This is a genomic window from Paracoccus sediminis (genome assembly GCF_900188295.1).
In the GTDB taxonomy this organism is placed as follows: domain Bacteria; phylum Pseudomonadota; class Alphaproteobacteria; order Rhodobacterales; family Rhodobacteraceae; genus Paracoccus; species Paracoccus sediminis.
In genome coordinates, this window is record NZ_FZNM01000003.1 from 389770 (window position 1) to 411086 (window position 21317).

Here is a 21317-nt window from a genome sequence, read left to right on the forward strand (position 1 = left end):
CGCGCAGAATGGTTAAGATTTTCACTCCTCCCGCATGGCCTTGCGCAGGTGCCGCATGATCGGTTCCAGCAGGTAATCGCCGGCCCGGCGTTCCCCGGTCTGGATCGCGACCTCGACCGGCATCCCTGCCGTCAGCGAAACATCGGGATTGCGGTCCAGATCCACCGCATCCAAGGCCACGCGCGCCTCGAAATAGCGGCTGCCGTCGCGCGGATCCTCCAGCAGGTCGGCAGAGACATAGACGACCTTGCCATCGACGGTAGGGGCCACGGCGCGGCGATAGGCCGTCAGCCGGACGCGCGCGGTGCGCCCGACCTGAACCGTGTCGATGGCTTCGGGTGGCAGGCGCGTCTGGACGACCAAGGCGTCGGCGTCGGGAACGATCTCCATGACCACCGCGCCGGAACCGATCACGGCGCCCGGCGTCACGACCGGAATATCGACGATCAGCCCGTCCTGCGGCGCCCGCAGCGTGCGGCGCGCCAGAATGTCCCGAGTCGCGCGGATCTGCGCATCCAGCCCCGGCAGCGTGCGGCGGGCCTGTGCCAGAAATTCGTTCGCCTCGGCGACGCGCTGCTGGCGCAAGGTCTCGATATCGGCGAGGATCCGGGCGCCATCGCGGTCGTTCGCCAGGGCCAGGGCCTCGTATTCGTCGCGCTCGCCCTCCAGCACGGCAAGGTTGCGGCCGATCTCCTGCATCTTCTGACGGGTCGCCGCGCCGCGTTCGACCAGGACCCTGGTGTTTTCACGTTCCTGCGTCCAGCTGTCGATCTGGCGTCGTGCCGCCCGGACCTGCGCGCGGTTGGCCCCGGCCTGGGCGGACAGATATTCCACTTGACGCATCATCGAGGCGATCTGGCCCCGATGCAGCGAAAGCCGCGCGTCATGCAGGCTGACCTGGGCGGCGATCCGCGCCGCATCGCCCTCGGGCGCCAGCGCCGGATCCAGGGGATGCCCCCCGGCCTCGGCCTCCAGCCGCCAGACGTCCAAGACCTGCGCCGAACGTTCGGCGTCCAGTTGCGCCAGACGTTCACGTTCCTGCGTCGTGTCAAGCTGGGCCACCGCCTGGCCCGCACGGACCCGTTCGCCCGGCACGACCAGCAGATCGGACAGGATCCCGCCTTCCAGATTTTCGACCGTCTTGCGGCGGGTTTCGGCAAGAACGACCCCTTGCGTCACCACCGCGCCGTCCAGCCGGGCATACAGCCCCCACCCGCCGACCGTGCAGACCAGGAACAGGATCATCGCCAGCGCCGTCAGCAGGACGGGACGATAGGAGGGCATGATCTCGTCGTCGGTCATCACGGTCATGACATGCGCGCCTCTGCCGCGACAACGGTTCCGCGCCGCTGGGGTCCAAGGGTCGCCAGAACCTCGGCCTTGTCGCCGTAATGCGCCACGGCGCCGTCGCGCAGCAGCAGCAGGCGGTCGGCCTTGTTCAGGATGGACATGCGTTGCGCCACGACCAGCACCGCCGCACCGGACGCGCGGGCCAGTTCCACCGCATCGATCAGTGCGGCCTCGCCATCGGCATCCAGCGAGGAATTGGGTTCGTCCAGCACCAGCAGCCGCGGCATCCCGAAGACCGCGCGCGCCAAGGCAATCCGCTGCCGCTGACCACCGGAAAGGCGGGCGCCTGCATCGACCAGCTGCGTTTCATACCCCTTGGGCAGACGGCCGATCATGTCGTGGACACCGGCCTGCCGGGCGGCGGCGATCACGTCTTCGACGGGGGCATCGCGAAAGCGGGCGATGTTTTCCCGGACCGTTCCTTCAAGCAGCAGCGGTTCCTGGGGAAGATAGCCGACCGCCGCGCCGAAACTGGCCCGTTCGTGCCGAAAGGTGGATTGGCCGTCCAGGAAGATCCCCCCGGTCGTGGGCATCCACAGCCCCACCACCAGCCGCGCCAGGGTCGATTTGCCCGCGCCGGACGGACCGATCACGCCCACCATTTCCCCTGGCCGGATCGCAAAGCTGATGTTGCGCAAAAGGGGCGCGTCCTGACCCGGCGGCACATAGCCCAGACGGTCAACGACGACCTCGGCCCGTTCCACCGGCACGCCCACGGCCGAACGGGCACGGCCACCCTGGACCAACAGGTCGCGCAGACGGCGCGCGACGGCAAAGGCGTTGACCCATTGCCGCCAGCCGTCGATCAGATGTTCGAACGGCGCCAGCATCCGCGAGGTGATGACCGCCGCGGCCAGGATCGTGCCCGCTGTCGCCTCTTGCCGGATGACCAGAAGGGCGCCGGTGCAGATCATCGCTATCTGAAGTCCGACCCGCGTCCCGCGCGCCAGGGCGGCCAGGAATTTCGCCATGGTCCCGCCGGTTTCGATGCTGTCCAGCGACCGGGCCTGACCGCGCCGCCAGCGCCGCGACAGCGCGGGAAGCATTCCCATGGCCGCGATCACTTCCGAATTGCGGATGGCGTTGGCGGTTTCAGCCTGCAACAGCATGGTCTTCTGCACCGCCTCGGCGGCCGGACGCCGGGCCAGGATTTCCGTGGCGACCGCGATCAGCATCAACAGCGCCGCGCCGCAAAGCCCCGCGATCCCGTACAAGGGGTGAAACAGGGTCAGCACGGCCAGCAGGACCGGCGTGAAGGCAATATCCATCGGCAGGGTGATCGCCCCGCCCGCCACAAAGCCGCGCAGGCCGTTCAGGTCGCGCATCGCCGTCGCAGCCGAGGCCGCGCCCGATTTCAGCGCGCTTTCGACCGCCGCCTCGAATACGGGGCGCCCCAGCGCGGTTGACAGCCGCGCCGCGATGACAAGCAGCAGCCGCGACCGCAGGAAATCCAGCAGGGACTGGAAGACGAACAGAAACGCCACGATCAGCGTCAGCGCCGCCAGCGTATCCAGGTTTCCCGACGAGATCACCCGGTCAAAGATCTGCGCCTGGTACAACGGCAGCGACAGATACAGAAGATTGACGAAAAACCCGATAAAGGCCGCCGCCGCCACGCCCTTGGCCAGATCGACCAGCGCCGCGCGCCAGGGTTCGCAGACCATGCCGCCGTCAGCCATGGTCAGCCACCGGCGTCGGATGCGAGGCGCGCGACAGGATCTTGTCGAACAAGGCGGCGTGCAGGCGCGCGGATTCGTTGGCGTCGGTCGGGGGTCGGATGCCGCCATGCAGGCGGTTCCAGACCGCGGGGTCCATCGCGCGCGTCATCGCCTCGGCCAGGCTTTCGGGGTTCGAGACCCGGAAGTGCAGACCGTCGATGCCGTCTCGCACCTTTTCGGCCATCCCGCCGATGTCGGACGCGATGATCGGGCGGCGGTGGTGGAACGCCTCCTGGATGACGACAGGGGCGTTTTCCCACCAGGTCGACGGTACGATGGTCCAGTCCACCTCTCTCATCAGATGGGGCAGGTCGGCGCTTTTGTACGACCCCATGAACCGCAGGCGCCGGCCGGAAAGGCGGAACAATTCCTTGACCTGGACCTGAAATTCCTCGGGCTGGTGTTCCAGGTTGCCGCCAAAGATATACAGGATGCCGTCGCCCCAAACCTTTTCAGGGATGCGCGTCACGGCCTCGATCAGAATCTTGATGCCCTTGAAGGGGTTCAATTGCCCGAAATAGGCGAATCTGTTGCGGCGTCCGCCTGCAGGCAGGGCGCGGACCGGGGCGACAGGGCCGCCGTCCAGCCCGTTTTCGATCATCACCAGTTTCCGGCGCGGCAGGCCCCAGTCCTGGAACCGTTTCAACAGGAACCGCGAGGGTGAAACGAAGGCGTCCACCTGGTCGAAGAAGGATTTGACGAACAGTTCGCGCCGCAGCATGTTGGGGGCGCCGATGTCGGGAAAGCACATGCCGCAGTCCGAGGCCGAGGCCTTCATGCACAACGCGCCCGACCGTGCCTTTATCATCTGCCCGTGATGGGCGCAGATCGGCAGGTATTCGTGCAACGTGTACACGATCGGCACCGGCCCCAGGGCGCGCCGCGCGGCATGGATCGCCTGGATGCCAAAGCCCATGACGTGATGAAAGTTCACGACGTCGGGTTGCAGGTCCGACAGAAAGCGTTCGAAATGCCGGGTCAGCGCCTGGGTGTCGTTCAGGCCCAGATGGAACCAGTCGTAATCATTGGTCCAGAACAGCGTCTCGTCAGGGCCTTGGCCCAGCGACATCAGGGGCGTCGCGGCATGACGCGCGACCGGGGGACCGATGCCGGCAATGTAATGCGCGTCCCAGCCCGGCTGCTGCTTCAGGCCCTTGAACAGGTTATGGGACGCGACCTGTGCCCCGCCGATGGAAAAGGCGGGGTGGGCGTGGCTCAGCACAAGGGCTTTCATCGGGGGCGGCCTCCGGCAAGAATGGGGGCATCATGGCCCGCCAAGGCTGAATCAATCCTTTCCAGAAGGCGCAGCATCGCATCGGATGCGTTCTGCGGATCCTCCAGCATCCAGAAATCCACACTGCGCGACGACCAGATGCCGAAACCCGCGTCGTGCAGGCGGCGGGCCAGATCGCGATGGACCATGGCGTCGGAATAAAGCCGCCCCGAAAAACCGCCCGCCTGGGCCATGGCCGCGCGATCGATCAGCGCCAGTTGCGCCGATCCCGCAGGCATGGGCCGGGGCGCGCCGCGGATCAGCCATTCCCGTGGATAACCCAGCATCGGGGCGCTGTTTTCGGACGTCGCGCCGTCGCCGCCGTAAAAGACCGACCCGTCTTCGTAAACCAGCGTGGGCGAAATCAGGCCCAGCGCATCCAGCCCGTCCAGTTCGTCTTCCAGCTGGGCCAGCCAATTCGCCGTGGCCGGCAGCGCCGCGGGTGACCACAGCAACGCACGGTCCCCATCGGCCAGCGCCAGCCCCGCCTCGATCCGGGTGCAAAGGTCGGTCTGGTCGGCGACCAGCAAAAGCCGCCCCCTGAGACCGTAGAAGCCGAACGAATCCGTCAGCCGCTCGGGCGCCTGCCCGGCCTGACTGCGCGTCATCACGATCGCCAGATCCAGTCGCCGGGCCTCGGGCGTGCCCGCCAGCAGCGCCATCATCGGCTGAAGATGAGCCAGCCGGGCCAGCGGAATCACGGCGGTGATCTCGCCCCTGTCCGGGGACAGCGGGATCGGACGCTGCGCCGTACGGGGCTTGCGCGACCGGGCGGGCAATCCGGCCAGAAAGGGTGCCAGCGCATCCACGATGATCCGGTCGATCGTCGGATCGTGCAGCGGCACGCCGTTCAGGATCTGGGACAGCAGCTCTCGCCCCTCCAGGCGGGTGATCGTCAGGGGGCGGAACAGGCAGGTGTTGTCGTCCAGAACCAGTTCCAGATAAAATTCCTCGTTGCCCTGGCGGGGGCTGCCCGCGGCAAAGGCGATGAAGCCATGCGTGGTATCGGACGGATCCAGCAGGCGCGCGAATCGGGGATCGGCCGCGAACCCGTCATTCAGATCGGCGCGCGGCAGGGGGTTCCAGCGATCCTGCAAGGGGGCGTAAAGTCCGGCCGAGCTTTTCAGGATCACGCGTTCGACGCGCCGCAGGGGATCCAGCAGCCAGCCCATCGCCAGCAATCCCCCCGAGGGTGATTCGAACACGGCGTCGAAAGCGGCGGCGACCGGCAGCGTCGTTTCGGACAGCGTGTCGATTCCCCGATAGCGCGGCCGGCAGATGCGGCGATAGATCCGCATGACCTGTTCGTCGCAGGCCAGGCGCGGCAGCATCTGGCGAACATGCTGGGTCGCATCGTCGCCGCGCAGCCTCGTGACGCTGCCCTGCACCACCTCAAGCCGTTTCAGCGTGCCATCCTGTTCATAGAACAGGGAGCCCAGCGTATCGACATCGATCCCGTGCCAGTCGCGGCTGAACAGGCTGAATCCCGTGCCCGGCGGTGGAATGTCGTCTCGGGCGAAGGCCGCGACATCGGCTTGGCACAGTTCCAGCGCGTCGCCCAGCCGGGCCAGGCGATGGCGTCCGGCGGCAAGCGACATCGCCCAGCCCTGCGCGAACAGCCCGCCGGTATCGGGGCAGGCCAGGATTTCCACGAATCCCCCGGCCTCGGCCGCAAGCGACAGAAAGGCGGCCGCGAAATCGCGGTCGCCGGGCCGAACCTGACCGGGCGCGGTTCCGGCCATGGTGTCGATCAGGAAATCGAACACGTCGCGGTTGTTCAGCCGGTGATGGCGGACGAATTCGGCCAGCGGCGCGGGCGCCACGTCGATGCCGCGGGGCGGAGCGATCTCGTGTTCCTCGCCCCCGGATCCGCGCAGATGCCCGGCTCCGAGCAAGGGTGCCTCGACCAGCGCGATCCCGGCGCGGCCGGTCGGCGTGGGCCAGCACATCGCGCGCCAGGGGGCATCGCCGCAAAAGCCCCGCCGGGGCAGGGCCGCGCCCAGATGCGACACCGCCAGAAGGGTTCGCCCCCCCGGCAGCACGATCGCCAGATCCGGCAGCAGCGGCGCAGAAAGAGGCGCCATCCCGGGAAACGACCCGTCGGGCGGCGTCATGCCGAAACCCTTTCCAGCAGGGTGCGATAGAGGGCGAGATGGGCATCGACAAAGCCGGAATAGGCGTCGTCGCGGCGGCGCGCGTGCAGGGCGGCGGACATGCGGGCGTGTCCGGCGGGATCGCCGGCGGCGGCACACATCGCCTGGGCCAAGGCCTCGGGGTCGCCGGGGGCGACGGTCCGGCCGGTGACGCCATGCACGACCGTCTCGGCCATGCCGCCGATGCCTGAACAGATCACCGGCAGTCCCGCCGCCCGCGCCTCAAGCAGCACAAGCGGGGCGTTTTCCCACCAGATCGACGGCATCACCATCCAGTCGGCACGGGCCATCAGCGCGGGCAAATCCTCGCGCCGATAAGGGCCGTGGTGGCGGGCGTTGGGTGCCGCGGCAAGGGCTTTGGCAAAGGCGCCGCGAAACCCGTCCGCCGCATGGCCAAGTCCGCCATGCAGGTCCAGCGTCACCGAATCCCCCGCAAGACGCACCGCCGCCAGCAGCGGTAGGATGCCCTTGTGCGGGGCGATATTGCCGAAAAAGGCAAAACGGTCGGGACGGGTGCGCGGGCGGCGCGCCACCGTTCCCAAGGCGCGAACCTCATTGGGCAGCACCGTGATACGCTCCGCCTCGATCCCCCATTCGGCAAAGCGTTCGGCCAGAAAACGAGACGGCGCGACAAAGCGGTCCACCAGTGACAAAAGCGCGGTCAGATGCGACTTGCGCAGCAGATGCGCCGACACCGGCATCGCGGGAAAGCAGGCGTGGCAGCGGTCAGGCCCTGCCGTGCGGCACAGCGCGCCGTCGGGCACCGTCAGCATCAACCCGTCATTGGGGCACAGGATCTGATAATCGTGCAGCGTCAGCACAATGCGCGCCTGCGGAACCTTGCGGCGCAGGACCGCCAGAACCTCGGCCCCGATCCGGTCCAGACCGTGAAGATGCACGATGTCGGGGCGGAACGCCCCAAGCAGCCGCCCCATCGAATCGATCCAGTCCACGCCGTCCTGCCGCAGCATCGAGAACCGGTCATAACGCCCGGTCCGCAGCAGGTGATCGTCCCCCATGACCCCCAAGGCGCCCGGCACGTCGTCAGGGCGCTGCAAGGATGTGGTGGCGGCCAGAAACCGCGCCCGCACCCCCGGCACGGCGTTCAGCGCGGCGGTCAGATCGTGGGCCAGAAATTCGGTCCCGCCGCAGGCAAAGGCCGGATGGTCATGGGCGACCTGCAAGACCTGAATGGTCATGGGCGAACCTTTGCGATCAGGGCGAATTCGGCGTCCGCAAGCGCCGCGGCAAATCCGCCCGGCACAGGCGCGGGGCCGATGCGGCGAAACGGAAAGCGCGTTTCGGTCCGGGCGCTGCCGGCCAGCGCCTGGGCGATCCAGACCGCCGGATCGGGATGGGGGGCGTCCCTGCCCAAAAGCTGCGCAATTCCTGCCGGGCCCAGCGCCAGGCAACCGGGCAGCGGCCTGCCAGCCACCCGTCCCGAAGGGGGCAAAGCAGCGGCGGGCAATCCCCGGCAGGGATCCCTGCCTTCCGGCGTGGCGGCGATCGATCCGTCGCCCGCCAGCAAGGCGGCCGCCAGGGCCTTGTGCCTGCGCAGGCGCCGCAGCCAGAACCGCAGCCAGCCCTGCCGGTCGGGCAGGACATCGGCGCCCATGACCAGCGCCGGAACGCCCTGGGCCTGGATCAGGGCGGCGTGAAGACGCTCTCCTGCATTGGCCAGGGACGGCAGCAGCACCAACCGATGCGGGATGCCATAGATCGCGGCGGTCTGGGCGACAGCCTGGCGCGCGGCGACCGCCAGGGGGCCTTCGGTCATGGTGCAGACGATTTCGACCGGGGCGGCGTGACCTTCGGCCAGGATGGTGGCGGCGCGCGCCCGGATCATGTCGGCCGAATCGCCGATGGCGGTGACGATCCGCAGCCCGCAGGCCAGCGTGGGGCCGAAATGCTGAATGACGGCGGACGGGGCCGGGCGATGAAATCCGGCGCGGGCCCGTGCCAGGGTTTCCGCCGCGTCGATGCCCAGCGTCCAGGCATCCTCGAACCCGGCGGGCAGGCCGCCGTCATAGGCTGCCACCGACGCCTCGGCCAGCAGGCGCGCGGGGCCGGAATGGCAAAGGACGCTGATCCGGCATGTGTCCCCGTGCCGCGGCAGGCCCCCCAGATCGGCAAGACCCACCGCAACCGCCGTTCCATCCGCCCCCCGTCCCGGCGTCAGATCCACGCGCCGTCCCCGCCGTTCCAGAACCACCCTGCGCACCGCGTGCAGGGGATCGGAAAGCACCAGCGCGTAAAGCAGGCCCGCAGGACCCGCCGACAGGTGACGCAAGCTGAGTTGCGTCTGGACCGGATCACCGGCGGGGCTGCGGCACAGAGATGCCACGCCATTCCGACCCAGACAGCCGGACAGCCAATCGCCGCAAGCCGCGCCGCGCCCGTGCAGCCAGTCAGCGACCGGCAGGCGCCGCGTTCCCGCATCGGGCGCGGCAAGCCGCAGGATCGTGTTGGGACAGGCCAGAATCCGCGCCGGGGAAAGACCGGGCGGAAACAGAACATGCAGCAGCTTGCCTTCGACAAGGCATCGCACAGGCCGAAGTCGAAGCAGATGACCGTTTTCAAGGGCCACGGCATCCTTCAGGTCGCGCGACCCGGACCCGCCGGGAACCGCATAGCTGACGATCGCCTGGCCCGCGATCTGGGTTCTGGCGACGGGCGCCGCGGTGGGGATGTCGCAAAGATCCGCCAGCCGCAGGATCGCTTCGGCGAGGCCCGCCTGGGCGCCGCCCGTGAAAAGCGATGCCCCCGTGGTCAGCATCGCCCGCAGCAGCCTGTCCCGACCCACATCGGAAAGCTGCGCGGTTAGCGCGGCCAGATCCGCCTGTGGGGATTGAAGCCAGTCGGGATCGATCCCCGCGGCCGGGGCGCCGTCCAGGCTCAGGACAATCCGGCAGGCCAAAACCGTATCGACCCCCTGCCCCAGCAACAGCACATGGCGCACGCCGCCGGATCGAAGCGGCAGTTGCAAGGCAAGGAAGGGGCGTGGAACGGGGTGTCCATCCTGTTGGGCCGCCAGTCTTGCACGCGGATGCGCAGGGCCGTCGAAAACGATCGCGGAAAGCGAATGTCCCATCGCGATGACCGTCGCATCGGTCATGGACGGCGCCGCCAGGCCTGGGGCGGGACGGCACAGCTTTCGATCAAGGGGAACGTTCATGCCGCTGGAACCTTGAAAGGGCGGAATGGCGGAAATCGACGGGGACAATCCGGGCGCAGAAAAGCCACGCCCGGATCGTTCGTATCAGACGATGGTAAAGAAACGGCTAGGATCGGTGGTCACGTCGTCATAGGCGACGCCGTGAAGCAGGACGCTGTCGCCCTGGCCGAAATCGATCAGTGTGCCGGCATCGCCCAGATCGACGGCAAAATCCGCCAGTTCGTCCGTCGAACCCAGCGTGACCCCTTCCAGACGCGACGAGATCTGGATGATGTCGCCGTCCGTGAAATCCATCACCACGTCCCCCCCGCCCGAGAAGACGAACAGGTCGTCGCCCGCGCCGCCGTATAGGTTGTCATCGCCCGCGCCGCCGACCAGCGTGTCGTCCCCGGCATCGCCCCTCAACAGATCGTCGCCCGCGCCGCCCAGCAGAAGATCGTCGCCCGCCCCGCCGAACATTTGATCGTCGCCCGCATCACCCGACAGGGAATCGTCGCCCGCCCCGCCCGTCAGGATGTCGTCGCCCGCCCCGCCCGACAGCAGGTCGTCCCCGGCATCGCCCGCCAGCGCATCGTCGTCCGCGCCACCGTCCAGCGTGTCGTCGCCCGCGCCGCCGACCATCAGGTCGGCCCCCGTGCCGCCCGACAGCAGGTCGTCGCCCGCCCCGCCGGATTGGGTGTCGTCCCCGGCCCCCCCCAAAAGCGAATCGTCGCCCGAACCGCCAAGAAGCTGATCGTTGCCGTCTTCGCCCAGCACCCGGTCGTCGTCGGACCCGCCGTTCAGAAGATCGTCGCCCGCCCCGCCATAAACGATGTCCTTGCCCGAGCCGGACATCACAATGTCATTGCCCCCCCCGCCCGAAATGAAGTCCGAGAGCGACGTCCCGAACAAGAAGTCGCTGAACGCGCCCCCTGGTATCGTGGCCATGATGACCCCTTCCCTGCTGTTGACCTTATACGTTCAACCTAAGCGAGCACCGGCAAACAGCCGACCGCTAATTAATTAAAATTAAAGGCACTTCTCGGGCTATCCTCACGGGCGGCTGCGTTAACGTCCGATCCATGGTCGGCATTCCGGGCCGGTTTCCGGGCAGAAGGCATCGGGCCATTTCAACGGGAACAGCATCCATGGCGACACATTCCGACCCCGGTCCCGGCATCATGACCGATGACATCCTTGCCCTGCTGCCGGTGGGCATGGCGGCCGATCTGGCGGGTCGGCCGATCTATCTGGCCACGGCCGACGCCGCATTCGTCGACGCCCTGGCCAGCGGCCTGCTGCTGGGGGGAATCGGCGCCGATGCGATGGCGGGGGGCGCGGGCAACGATCTTCTGATCGGTTTTGCGGGCAACGACGCCCTGCATGGCGGCGCGGGGTGGAACCTGCTGTCCGGCGGCGCGGGCGACGACGTTCTGGACGTGCGATGGGCCAGCGATCCCGACCGCGGCGGCCTGTCCCATGCCGACTGGGCCGCGGCCAAGCGCGTGGCCGGCGACTGGCTGTTCGGCGGATCGGGCAATGACATGCTGTACGGATCGTTCGGTTCGGACCTGCTGCATGGCGGAACCGGCAGCGACAGGCTGAGCGGTCGGGACGGCAACGACCTGTTGGACGGAGGCGACGGCGGCGATCTGCTGGACGGCGATGCCGGTCGCGACATCCTGTGGGGCGGCGCGGGGCGCGATACGCTGGCGGGGGGCCTGGGCGATGACGGGCTGCATGGCGGCGATGGCAGCGACCGCCTTGGCGGCGGCAATGGCCATGACCTGCTGGACGGCGGCGCAGGGGACGATACGATCCACGGCGGTTTCGGCGACGACAGCATCCAGGGCGGCGCCGGAAACGACTGGGCGGATCCGGGAGGAGGCGACGATCTGGCCGATCTTGGCGACGGAAACGATTTCGTCGCCGCGATCGAGGATTTCGGCCGGGGCGATGATTCGCTCTTTGGCAGGGCCGGGAACGACACGCTGCATGGCGGGCGCGGCAACGACCTGATCGAGGGAGGAGAGGGTGCGGACGCGCTGAACGGCGGGGCAGGCGACGATTTCCTGATCGGTGGCAGCGGGTCGGACGTGTTCCAGTTCCGCAGCGCCCACGGGATCGACATGATCGCGGACTTTTCCGCCGATGACCGCCTGATCGTCACGCGGAACATCAACGGCCAGTCCATCGATCCGGCATCCCTGACGGACAGGCTGTCCGATCTGGGTGATTCGGCCTTTCTCGATCTGGGAAACGGACAGGGCGTGATCTTCCTGGGCCAGGATGCCGAAACTGTGGGCAATCTTCTGCCGGGGCGGCTGGATTTCTGGTGATCCGGAATCGTCAGGACGCCTCAAGCCCGGCGCCTTTGTTCCGGCGGCCACCCGGATGTCGAACCGATCCCGCCGTGCAGCCTTTTGCGCGCCCCGGTGTCGTGCCACGGCCGGCCCTGCAAGGACATCGCCAGCACGGGATACCAGAGGGAGGCAGCCGCCCGCCCGCGGCCAGCGGCGCGCCACAGGCCTTGTGCGCGCCGATGGGGCGCAGGGCGGCATCGGAATGCCGGCCGCGATCAGCGCCCTGGCCCGCTCGGGGCCGATGTCGTCGATGGCGGTCAGGGCGCTGGCCGGGGCCCGCTTTCCAAATACCCGCATTTGCTGTATCAGCCGCCCGGATCCCGAGGACAGCACAGCATGACCGACCAAGCCAATCCCCCGGCAGTCAAAAAGCTATTCATCAAGACCTATGGCTGCCAGATGAACGTCTATGACAGCCAGCGCATGGCCGAGGCCATGGGCGCGGACGGCTATGTCCTGACCGAGGATCAGGCCGATGCCGACATGGTGCTGCTGAACACCTGCCACATCCGGGAAAAGGCGGCCGAGAAGCTGTATTCCGACCTGGGGCGCCTCAAGCCTCTCAAGGCGGAACGCCCCGACCTCAAGATCGGCGTGGCGGGCTGCGTGGCACAGGCCGAGGGCGAGGAGATCGTCCGCCGGATGCCGCTGGTCGATCTGGTCGTCGGCCCGCAAACCTATCATCGCCTTCCCGCGATGGTCCGCGGCGAGGCGCCCGCGATCCTGACCGACTTTCCGCCCGAGGACAAGTTCGACCACCTGCCCGCCCGCACCAGCCTGAACCGCGCCACCCGCCGCGCGCCCGCCGCGTTCCTGACCGTGCAGGAGGGTTGCGACAAGTTCTGCGCCTTCTGCGTCGTCCCCTATACACGGGGCGCCGAGGTCAGCCGCCCCGTGGACCGCATCCTGCGCGAGGCGCGCGACCTGGTGGACCGCGGCGTGCGCGAGATCACCCTGCTGGGCCAGAACGTGAACGGCTGGCATGGCGCGGGATCGGGCGGCGAATGGGGCTTTGGCCGGCTGATCCGCGCCCTGGGCGGGATCGAGGGGCTGGACCGGATCCGCTATACCACCAGCCATCCCAACGACATGGCCGATGACCTGATCGCCGCGCACCGCGACGTGCCGCAGCTGATGCCCTATCTGCATCTGCCCGTGCAGTCGGGCAGCGACCGGATCCTGCGCGCGATGAACCGCAAGCATACGGCGGCGGGCTATCTGCGCCTGATCGACCGCATCCGCGAGGCGCGGCCCGACATCATGCTGACCAGCGATTTCATCGTGGGCTTTCCGGGCGAAACCGACGGGGACCACCAGGACACCATGCGCCTGGTCGCCGAGGTGGGCTTCGGCACCGCCTTCAGCTTCAAGTATTCCCCCCGCCCCGGCACCCCCGCCCATGACCGCCCCGAGGTGGACAGCCGCGTGGCCGACCAGCGGTTGCAGGAATTGCAGGGGCTGCTGACGAAACAGCAAAAGGCCGCCCAGGAAGGCATGGTGGGCCGCGCCCTGGGCGTGCTGTTCGAAAAGCCGGGCCGCCAGGCGGGGCAGATGATCGGCAAGTCGGATTATCTGCATTCGGTCTTTGTCGATGCGCCCCAAGCCCAGGTCGGCGATCTGGTGCGGGTCCGCATCGTCGAAAGCGCCTCGAATTCGCTGCGCGGCGAATTGGCCGCCTGAATCCGCCGCCCCCGCCGGAACCGCGCCCGACGGGCGCCGTTAAGCCCCGACGCATCACGCGAGGAGGGCAGGATGGACGACGATCGGGTCTGGAAATTCGAGGAAAGCCTGTGGCGGGCCTCGGAGGAACGCTATCACCAACGAGTCGATCCCGATTGCATCATGGCGCTGAGCCATGCGCCCCACCTGTTCGCCGGTCAGGCCGCCGTCGAGGCGGTCAGCGGCACCCCCGAATGGGACAGCGTGACATTCGGCGACAAAAACGTGTCCCGCCCCGAGGAAGGGATGATCGTCGTCGGCTATCGCGTCACCGCGGAAAAGAGCGGTACGAAATTCATCGCCGCCTGCACCTCGGTCTATCGGCGCCGCGCGCACGACGACTGGACGGTGGTCCAGCACGCGCAGGTGGTGCCGTCCGGTCACGACAGTCCGGGTTGAACGGCGGCCGCCCCCCGCCCAGGAACGCGCGGATATGCGGGGGTCGGCGTCTTTCGCGCCATGGGCCGGCACGAAAGCAGGGCGCGCGCCATTGCTGGGGGCAAAGGCGCGCTGTTGGGAAAGACCGGCCCCCAGGAACGCGCGAACAGGACGGGGGCCGGTCTCTTTCGCCGTTGGTGGACACGGCGAAAGTGCGGTCGATCCGGGCAGGTTATTCCCCGCCGCCCAGACCGTGAACATAGATGGCGACCGCCCGAAGCTCGGCTTTGGACAGCCGCGTGTCCCAGGCGGGCATCACGCCATACGGACCTTCGCTGACGATGCGCGTCAGCGTCGCGCGATCGTTGCCGTAAAGCGAGATCGCGTCCGTCAGGTCGGGTGCCCCCTGCGCGCGGTCCCCCGATCCGTCGGCGCCGTGGCAAGCCGAACAGGCGTCGGCGAAGACCTGCGCGCCGGCTGCGGCCTTGGCCGCATCATGAGGCTGCGACGACAAGGCCAGGACATGATTTACCGCCTGATCGATCCGGGCGCGGTCCAGGATCCCGTCGGTGCCAAAGGACGGCATCTGGGAAAAGCGCGTGTCGCCGTCCTGCGGATCGCGGATGCCGTGTTGCAGGGTCAGGTAAATATCCTCCGACGTGCCGCCCCACAGCCAGTCGTTGTCCAGCAGGTTGGGATAGCCGCGCGCGCCGCCCGCGCCCGACCCGTGGCATTGCGCGCACCAGGTGCGAAACACGGCGCCGCCCGCGTTGGTGGCATAGTTCAGCAGATCCGGATCGTTCGGGATCGCCGCCAGGTCCACCTCGGCCAAGCGCGTCTGAATGGCGGCGTTGGCCTGGTCGAAGCGTTCGATCTCGGCCGCGACCTCCTGGCGATAATCGGTGCCCAGCAGCCCCTGGGTCGCACGGTTGACCAGCGGGATGGCAGGATAGGCCACGACATAACCCACCGCCCATATGATCGTGGCATAAAAGGTCCACAGCCACCAGCGCGGCATGGGGTTGTCGTATTCGGTGATCCCGTCCCATTCGTGCCCGGTCGATCCGACCTCCTGGACAAGGCCCCGGCGCGCGGGCCTGCGCATTCTGGGCGCGGCAGGCTGGTCGGGGCGACGGCGTTCGGGGATGTCGCCCGCGATCTTGGCCGCGTGTTCGCTGTCGGCGGCCTGCCGTTCCAAGCCGATGCGGTTGTCGGGATCGGCGGGGCCGGCGTGCGGATCGACCGGATCGTTGTTGCTGTCGGCCATCACCGGCCCTCCTTCCTGTCCGTCCGGGCGGGACGGTTCTCGTGCCGGAAGATGCTTTCGGCGGCATCGCGATGCGGTGTCCCGGATCCGGGGCGGAACGCGAACAGGACGACGCCCACGAAGAACAGCACCAGCACCAGAAGCGCCCAACTGTCGGCCAGCCCGCGCAAAAGGCTGTAGGTTTCCATGACCGCCCCCTTATCGCGCCGGATCGGGTTCAAAGGTCGAGAAATCGACCATCGTGCCCAGCACTTGCAGATAGGCGATCAGCGCATCCATTTCCGTCAATTGCGGCTGCCGGTCGAAGTTGCGCTGCTGCGCGCCGGGATAGCGTTCCAGCAGGCCTTGGGCATCGGCATCCGGATCGGCCTGGGCGCGGAAATCGGCGACTGCGGCGGCCAGCATGCCGTCCGAATAGGGGGTGCCGACCATGGCTTCGGTGCTGACGCGCTGCTGGACATAGGCGGGTTCGATCACCCGGTCCGCCAGAAAGCCATAGGCGGGCATGATCGATTCCGGCACCACCGACCGCGGATCGCGCAGGTGGTCCAGGTGCCATTCGTCCGAATAGCGCCCGCCCACCCGCGCCAGATCCGGGCCGGTCCGTTTCGACCCCCACTGGAAGGGATGGTCGTACATCGATTCGGCGGCCAGCGAATAATGCCCGTAACGCTCGACCTCGTCCCGCATCGGGCGGATCATCTGGCTGTGGCAGACATAGCAGCCCTCGCGGACATAGATGTCGCGGCCCGCCAGTTCCAGGGGCGTATAGGGACGCACCCCCTCGACCTTCTCGATGGTGTTTTCCAGATAGAACAGGGGGGTGATCTGCACCAGCCCGCCGATGGTCACGACAATAAAGGAAAAGACCAGCAGCAGGGTCGCGTTTCGTTCCAGCATCTTGTGCTTTGCAAGGATCTGCATGGCATCCCCCCCTTATTCGGCCGGCACGGCGATGGCGGTGGGCGTGGCCTTGGGCTGACGGGCCACGGTGGCCCACAGGTTCCAGGCCATGATGATCCCGCCCGCAAGGTACAGACACCCTCCCAGGGCGCGCACCACGTTCATCGCGAACTTGGCCTGCACCACGTCGGCAAAGGCGTTGACAAGGAATCCCTGGCTATCCACCTCGCGCCACATCAGCCCTTCCATGATGCCCGACACCCACATGGAGGCGGCGTAAAGAACCAGACCGATGGTCGCCAGCCAGAAGTGCCAGCTGACCAGCGACAGGCTGTAGAGCCGGGGCCGGCCCCACAGGCGCGGCACCAGGTAATACAGCGCGCCAAAGGTAATCATGCCGTTCCAGCCCAGCGCGCCGGAATGGACGTGGCCGATGGTCCAGTCGGTGTAATGCGACAGGCTGTTCACCGCCTTGATCGACATCACCGGCCCCTCGAACGTCGCCATGCCGTAAAAGCCGACGGCCACCACCATCATGCGCAGGATCGGGTCGGTGCGCAGCTTGTCCCAGGCCCCCGACAGGGTCATCAGGCCGTTAATCATGCCGCCCCAGGACGGCATCCACAGCATGATGGAAAACACCATCCCCAGCGTCGAGGCCCAGTCGGGCAGGGCGGTGTAATGCAGGTGGTGCGGACCGGCCCAGATGTACAGAAAGATCAGCGCCCAAAAGTGGATGATCGACAGCTTGTAGGAATAGACCGGGCGTTCGGCCTGTTTGGGGATGAAGTAGTACATCATTCCCAGGAACCCGGCGGTCAGGAAGAAGCCCACGGCGTTGTGGCCGTACCACCACTGCACCATCGCGTCCTGCACGCCGGAAAACACCTGTACGGACTTGCTGCCGAAGATGCTGACCGGCACCGACAGGTTGTTGACGATGTGCAGCATCGCGATGGTGACGATGAAGGCCAGGTAGAACCAGTTGGCCACATAGATATGGGGTTCCTTGCGCCGGATGATCGTGCCCAGGAACACCGCCAGATAGGCCACCCAGACCACCGTCAGCCACCAGTCCACATACCATTCGGGTTCGGCGTATTCCTTGGACTGGGTGGCGCCGGCGATGTATCCGGTCGCGGCCAGCACGATGAACAGGTTATAGCCCCAGAACACGAACCACGCGAGGTTGCCGCCCCACAGCCGCGCGGCGCTGGTGCGCTGCACGACGTAAAAGGACGTGGCGATCAGCGCGTTACCGCCAAAGGCAAAGATCACTGCGCTGGTGTGCAGCGGGCGCAGCTTGCCGAAGTTGGCATATCCCTGCGCCAGATCCGACAGGTTCAGCGCCGGAAAGGCCAGTTGAAAGGCGATCACCACGCCCACCAGGAAACCGACCACGCCCCAGACGGTCGTGGCGATCACGCCGTATCGGACCACATCGTCCATGTATTTCGTCGTATCGACCGGCCGCGGGGGTTCGTCGGCCCGGCGCAGCGACCAGATGAACATTCCGCCCGCCACCAGCATGACGACGATCGCATTGACCATATACGCCGGATCGCGCGCCAGATTGGCGCCGATCGCCGCCAACAGCGCGATCGTTCCCAACAAGATCGGCTTCACATAATTCCACATGACGTCTTTCCGCGTTCCCGTGCCGAAAGATCTGCGTTCCGCGAATCGCGCGTTCCGGAATCCTTTCGGTTCCTGCCGCAATAAGGCCCCGCCACCACAGGCCACCTTGATCTGCGTCAAATCCAGGAGTTTGATTCCGATCAAGGCCGGGACAAGGCCGATGCGCCATCCTGTCCCGACCCGATCAAAAGGAGACCGAGATGGGCTACAAGAGCATCCTGACGATCCTGTCCGATCCCCGGCAGATGACCCAGCTTGACGCGGCAGCCGCGCTGGCCGCACGCGAGGACGGGCATCTGTCGGTGCTGACGCTTGGCCTGGATCATACGCAGGTGGGATATTACTTTCCCGGCGGCACGCCCTATGCCTTTCAGGACGCCATCGACATGGCGATGGAACAGGCCAAGGATCTGAACCACGCGGTCCAGCAGCATCTGTCGCGTTTCAGCGACCTTCGCTGGTCGTCCGAGGCCGTGGTGGCCCAGATCGGCGGCATCGCGAACCTGGTCGGGATGCGCGCCCGCTTTTCCGACCTGACCGTCCTGTCGCGGCCTTATGGCGAAGGATCCCCTGGCGAATCCGAGGCCGTGGTCGAGGCCGCACTGTTCGAGGGCGGCTGTCCGGTGCTGGTTCTGCCCGGCAGCGACCTGCCCACCGACCCGCCGGGCAAGGTTCTGGTGGCCTGGAACCAGTCGCTCGAGGCATTGGCCGCCGTGCGCCGCGCCCTGCCCCTGCTGCAAGCGGCGAAATCGGTGGAGATCACCATCATCGATCCGCGCCGCAATGCCGACGGATCGGAACCCGGCGCGCCGCTGACGCAGATGCTGACCCGCCACGGCGTCCATGCCGACATCGCCGTGCTGGCCCGCACCGCCCACACCGTCAGCGAACAACTGAACCGCCGCGCCATCGAGATCGGCGCGGATCTGATCGTCATGGGGGCATACGGGCATTCGCGGTTCCGCCAGGCGATCCTGGGCGGGGCCACGCGCAACATGCTGGAAAAGGCGGGCGTTCCGGTCTTCATGGCCCGCTGACGGGTCCGGGCGTCAGGCGATCAGCCGCGTGCCGTCATGGCCGGTGATGCGCAGGTCCATCACCGCGCCTTCCGGTCGGTTGGTCCCAAGGCTCACTTCGGCGAACTGCTCGGTCCGGCCCAGGCGCGGGCCTTCGGTCAGGACGCGATGCGTGCGGCCCACCTGCATGTCCAGATGACGGCGCAGCGCAACCTCGCCCGCGGCGCGCAGGCGGGCGGCGCGGTCGCGGATCACCGGGCCTTTGACGGCAGGCATCCGGGCGGCGGGCGTTCCCGTACGGGGCGAAAACGGAAAGACATGCAGGAATGTCAGCCCGCAGTCATCGACCAGTTTCAGGCTGTTGTCGAACATCGCATCGGTTTCGGTCGGGAAACCGGCGATGATGTCGGCGCCGAACACGATGTCGGGGCGCAGGCGGCGGGCATCCTCGCAAAACCGGATCGCGTCATCGCGCCGGTGGCGGCGCTTCATCCGTTTCAGGATCATGTCGTCGCCCGCCTGCAAGGACAGGTGCAGGTGCGGCATCAGGCGGGGTTCCGTGGCGATGGCCCCCATCAGGTTCTCGTCCGCCTCGATGCTGTCGATGCTGCTGATCCGCAGGCGCGGCAAATCCGGGACCAGCCGCAGGATCCGCATCACCAGATCCCCCAGGCGCGGCGTGCCCGGCAGGTCGGCGCCCCAGCTGGTCAGGTCCACGCCGGTCAGCACGACTTCGTTGAAGCCGCGGCCGACCAGCCGCTTGATCTGTTCGACAACCACGCCGGCCGGGACCGACCGCGAGTTGCCGCGCCCGAACGGGATGATGCAGAAGGTGCAGCGGTGGTCGCAGCCGTTCTGGACCTGGACATAGGCGCGGTGGCGCCCGAATCCGTCGATCAGGTGGCCCGCCGTTTCCCGCACGGACATGATGTCATCGACACGCACCTTTTCCGTCTGCCCGATCAGGTCGGGCGCGCGCAGGTCGGCCCATGTCTGGGGCTGCATCTTTTCATGGTTGCCGATGACGCGCGCGACCTCGGGCATCGCGGCAAAGGTTTCGGGTTCGGTCTGGGCCGCGCAGCCGGTCACGATCACCGGCGCGTCGGGGTTTTCGCGGGCCAGGCGGCGGATTTCCTGACGCGCCTTGCGCACGGCCTCGGCGGTGACGGCGCAGGTGTTGACCACCACGGCGCCCGACAGGCCCGCGGCCTCGGCCATCTCGCGCATCGCCTCGGTCTCATAGGCGTTGAGGCGGCAGCCCATCGTGGAAAACACCGGCGCGGTCATTGCGACAGCCATTCCGGGGTCAGGATGCCGGAAAAGACATGCGCCGTCGGCCCCTCCATCCAGACGCCATCGTCGCGCCAGTCGATCATCAGCACGCCGCCCGGCACATTGACCCGGACGCGCCGCCCGGTCAGCCCGCGCCGGGCCGCAGCCACCGCCGCCGCACAGGAACACGACCCCGAGGCCAGCGTCGGCCCCGTGCCGCGTTCCCAGATGCGCAGGATGATTTCTTTGGACGAGACGACCTGCACGATTTCCACATTGGTGCGCTGCGGATACAGCGGATGATGTTCCATCGCGGGGCCAACGGTTGACAGATCGATCGCCGCCACGTCGTCCACGAAGAACGTCACATGCGGGTTGCCCATGCCGGTCGCGGCCGGATCGCCGTTGATGGGCAGGTGATCGATGTCCACGTCCCGCGCCAGCGGGATCGCGCGCCAGTCCAGCATGGGCGCGCCCATGTTCACCCGCGTCAGGCCGCCCCCGGCGTCTTGGGCCAGCAGGATGCCGTGATCGGTGCGCAAGCTCAGCCGGTCCTGGCCGGTCTGGTTCATCACATGCCGCGCGATGCAGCGCGTGGCGTTGCCGCAGGCCGCGCTGACCGACCCGTCGGCATTCCAGAACCGCAGCCGCACATCGGCCTGGTCATCGGCCTCGATCGTCGCCATCTGGTCGAAGCCGACCCCGCGATTGCGGTCGGCGATGCGCGCGATCACCCCCGCCGCCGGGGCATCGCCACCGTCGCGCAGGTCCAGGACGACGAAATCGTTGCCAAGCCCATGCATCTTCATGAAGGGCAGGCCGGATGGGGGTTTCCTGTTCATCCGGTTCCTATAATCGTTGGGGAAAATTTCCGCCAGCCCCGCCGACTTTCCGCTTGACGCCCCCCGGCGCCCCCCCTAGTAAACCCCCGTGTTGGGCCCATAGCTCAGTTGGTAGAGCAACTGACTTTTAATCAGTGGGTCACAGGTTCGAATCCTGTTGGGCTCACCATCATCAAAAACAAGGGCTTGGACCATGGTGATCCAAGCCCTTGTTTTTTGCCCGGATGCCTGTCGATTTTTTATTCGGGCAACGCCATCGGACGCGCATTTC

At 67.3% G+C, this 21317-nt stretch carries 17 protein-coding genes and 1 tRNA gene; 5 read left to right on the forward strand and 13 right to left on the reverse strand.

Translation table 11 applies throughout. The features are described 5' to 3' along the window. Nucleotides 1-21: 21 nt before the first annotated feature. The 7 genes from CHB77_RS07375 to CHB77_RS07405 all read right to left on the reverse strand — a co-directional run bounded on the left by CHB77_RS07375 (nucleotide 22) and on the right by CHB77_RS07405 (nucleotide 10596). Nucleotides 22-1311: an HlyD family type I secretion periplasmic adaptor subunit gene (locus CHB77_RS07375; protein ID WP_089387522.1), complete on the reverse strand. Its 1290-nt coding sequence runs from the start codon at nucleotides 1309-1311 to the stop codon at nucleotides 22-24. After that, a complete protein-coding gene (locus tag CHB77_RS07380) occupies nucleotides 1308-3029 on the reverse strand; it encodes a type I secretion system permease/ATPase (protein WP_089387523.1) in 1722 nt (573 codons plus the stop codon). Before CHB77_RS07380 ends, CHB77_RS07375 begins: the two co-directional genes overlap by 4 nt. Beyond that, nucleotides 3022-4302, reverse strand: coding sequence for a glycosyltransferase family 4 protein (locus CHB77_RS07385; RefSeq protein WP_089387524.1), 1281 nt, complete (start codon nucleotides 4300-4302; stop codon nucleotides 3022-3024). The genes CHB77_RS07380 and CHB77_RS07385 overlap by 8 nt, the downstream gene beginning before the upstream one ends. Then, the gene (locus CHB77_RS07390) at nucleotides 4299-6455 is read right to left on the reverse strand and encodes a hypothetical protein (protein WP_089387525.1); all 2157 of its coding nucleotides are present in this window, start codon (nucleotides 6453-6455) and stop codon (nucleotides 4299-4301) included. Before CHB77_RS07390 ends, CHB77_RS07385 begins: the two co-directional genes overlap by 4 nt. Continuing rightward, nucleotides 6452-7693, reverse strand: coding sequence for a glycosyltransferase (locus CHB77_RS07395; protein ID WP_089387526.1), 1242 nt, complete (start codon nucleotides 7691-7693; stop codon nucleotides 6452-6454). The genes CHB77_RS07390 and CHB77_RS07395 overlap by 4 nt, the downstream gene beginning before the upstream one ends. Next, nucleotides 7690-9669 (reverse strand): hypothetical protein, encoded by a 1980-nt coding sequence (locus CHB77_RS07400; RefSeq protein ID WP_089387527.1) that lies wholly within the window; start codon nucleotides 9667-9669, stop codon nucleotides 7690-7692. The genes CHB77_RS07395 and CHB77_RS07400 overlap by 4 nt, the downstream gene beginning before the upstream one ends. An 84-nt stretch (nucleotides 9670-9753) precedes the next feature. After that, complete coding sequence (locus tag CHB77_RS07405) at nucleotides 9754-10596, reverse strand: calcium-binding protein (protein WP_089387528.1); 843 nt, start codon at nucleotides 10594-10596, stop codon at nucleotides 9754-9756. Nucleotides 10597-10796: 200 nt separating this feature from the next. Between CHB77_RS07405 and CHB77_RS07410 the strand changes: the two genes are divergently transcribed. The 3 genes from CHB77_RS07410 (at nucleotide 10797) to CHB77_RS07420 (ending at nucleotide 14129) form a co-directional block, all read left to right on the forward strand. Then, nucleotides 10797-11987, forward strand: coding sequence for a calcium-binding protein (locus tag CHB77_RS07410; protein ID WP_089387529.1), 1191 nt, complete (start codon nucleotides 10797-10799; stop codon nucleotides 11985-11987). Between the two features lie 360 nt (nucleotides 11988-12347). Continuing rightward, nucleotides 12348-13691: a tRNA (N6-isopentenyl adenosine(37)-C2)-methylthiotransferase MiaB gene (gene miaB, locus CHB77_RS07415; RefSeq protein WP_089387530.1), complete on the forward strand. Its 1344-nt coding sequence runs from the start codon at nucleotides 12348-12350 to the stop codon at nucleotides 13689-13691. A gap of 72 nt (nucleotides 13692-13763) precedes the next feature. Beyond that, complete coding sequence (locus CHB77_RS07420) at nucleotides 13764-14129, forward strand: DUF4440 domain-containing protein (RefSeq protein ID WP_089387531.1); 366 nt, start codon at nucleotides 13764-13766, stop codon at nucleotides 14127-14129. A gap of 211 nt (nucleotides 14130-14340) precedes the next feature. Here CHB77_RS07420 and ccoP read toward each other — a convergent pair whose 3' ends face one another. The 4 genes from ccoP to ccoN form a co-directional block, all read right to left on the reverse strand. After that, nucleotides 14341-15213: a cytochrome-c oxidase, cbb3-type subunit III gene (ccoP, locus tag CHB77_RS07425; protein ID WP_242626570.1), complete on the reverse strand. Its 873-nt coding sequence runs from the start codon at nucleotides 15211-15213 to the stop codon at nucleotides 14341-14343. Between the two features lie 161 nt (nucleotides 15214-15374). Further along, the gene (locus tag CHB77_RS07430; RefSeq protein WP_089387533.1) at nucleotides 15375-15563 is read right to left on the reverse strand and encodes a CcoQ/FixQ family Cbb3-type cytochrome c oxidase assembly chaperone; all 189 of its coding nucleotides are present in this window, start codon (nucleotides 15561-15563) and stop codon (nucleotides 15375-15377) included. A 10-nt stretch (nucleotides 15564-15573) separates the two neighbouring features. Continuing rightward, nucleotides 15574-16299, reverse strand: a complete 726-nt coding sequence (ccoO, locus tag CHB77_RS07435) for a cytochrome-c oxidase, cbb3-type subunit II (protein ID WP_089387534.1) — start codon at nucleotides 16297-16299, stop codon at nucleotides 15574-15576. 12 nt (nucleotides 16300-16311) lie between these two features. Beyond that, nucleotides 16312-17916: a cytochrome-c oxidase, cbb3-type subunit I gene (ccoN, locus tag CHB77_RS07440; RefSeq protein WP_089387535.1), complete on the reverse strand. Its 1605-nt coding sequence runs from the start codon at nucleotides 17914-17916 to the stop codon at nucleotides 16312-16314. 200 nt (nucleotides 17917-18116) lie between these two features. Here ccoN and CHB77_RS07445 point away from each other — a divergent pair, with 200 nt between their 5' ends. After that, on the forward strand, nucleotides 18117-18953 hold the full coding sequence (locus CHB77_RS07445) for a universal stress protein (protein ID WP_089387536.1): 837 nt from the start codon (nucleotides 18117-18119) through the stop codon (nucleotides 18951-18953). 12 nt (nucleotides 18954-18965) lie between these two features. On the opposite strand, the gene mtaB is transcribed toward CHB77_RS07445, so the two are convergent. Both mtaB and dapF read right to left on the reverse strand, forming a co-directional pair. Continuing rightward, nucleotides 18966-20219, reverse strand: coding sequence for a tRNA (N(6)-L-threonylcarbamoyladenosine(37)-C(2))-methylthiotransferase MtaB (gene mtaB, locus CHB77_RS07450; RefSeq protein WP_089387537.1), 1254 nt, complete (start codon nucleotides 20217-20219; stop codon nucleotides 18966-18968). Beyond that, nucleotides 20216-21046 carry a diaminopimelate epimerase gene (dapF, locus tag CHB77_RS07455; protein ID WP_165456216.1) on the reverse strand — a complete coding sequence of 277 codons (831 nt, stop codon included), beginning with the start codon at nucleotides 21044-21046 and terminating at the stop codon, nucleotides 20216-20218. Before dapF ends, mtaB begins: the two co-directional genes overlap by 4 nt. Nucleotides 21047-21139: 93 nt before the next feature. Here dapF and CHB77_RS07460 point away from each other — a divergent pair. Then, nucleotides 21140-21215, forward strand: a tRNA-Lys gene (locus CHB77_RS07460). The last annotated feature ends 102 nt before the right edge of the window (nucleotides 21216-21317 follow it).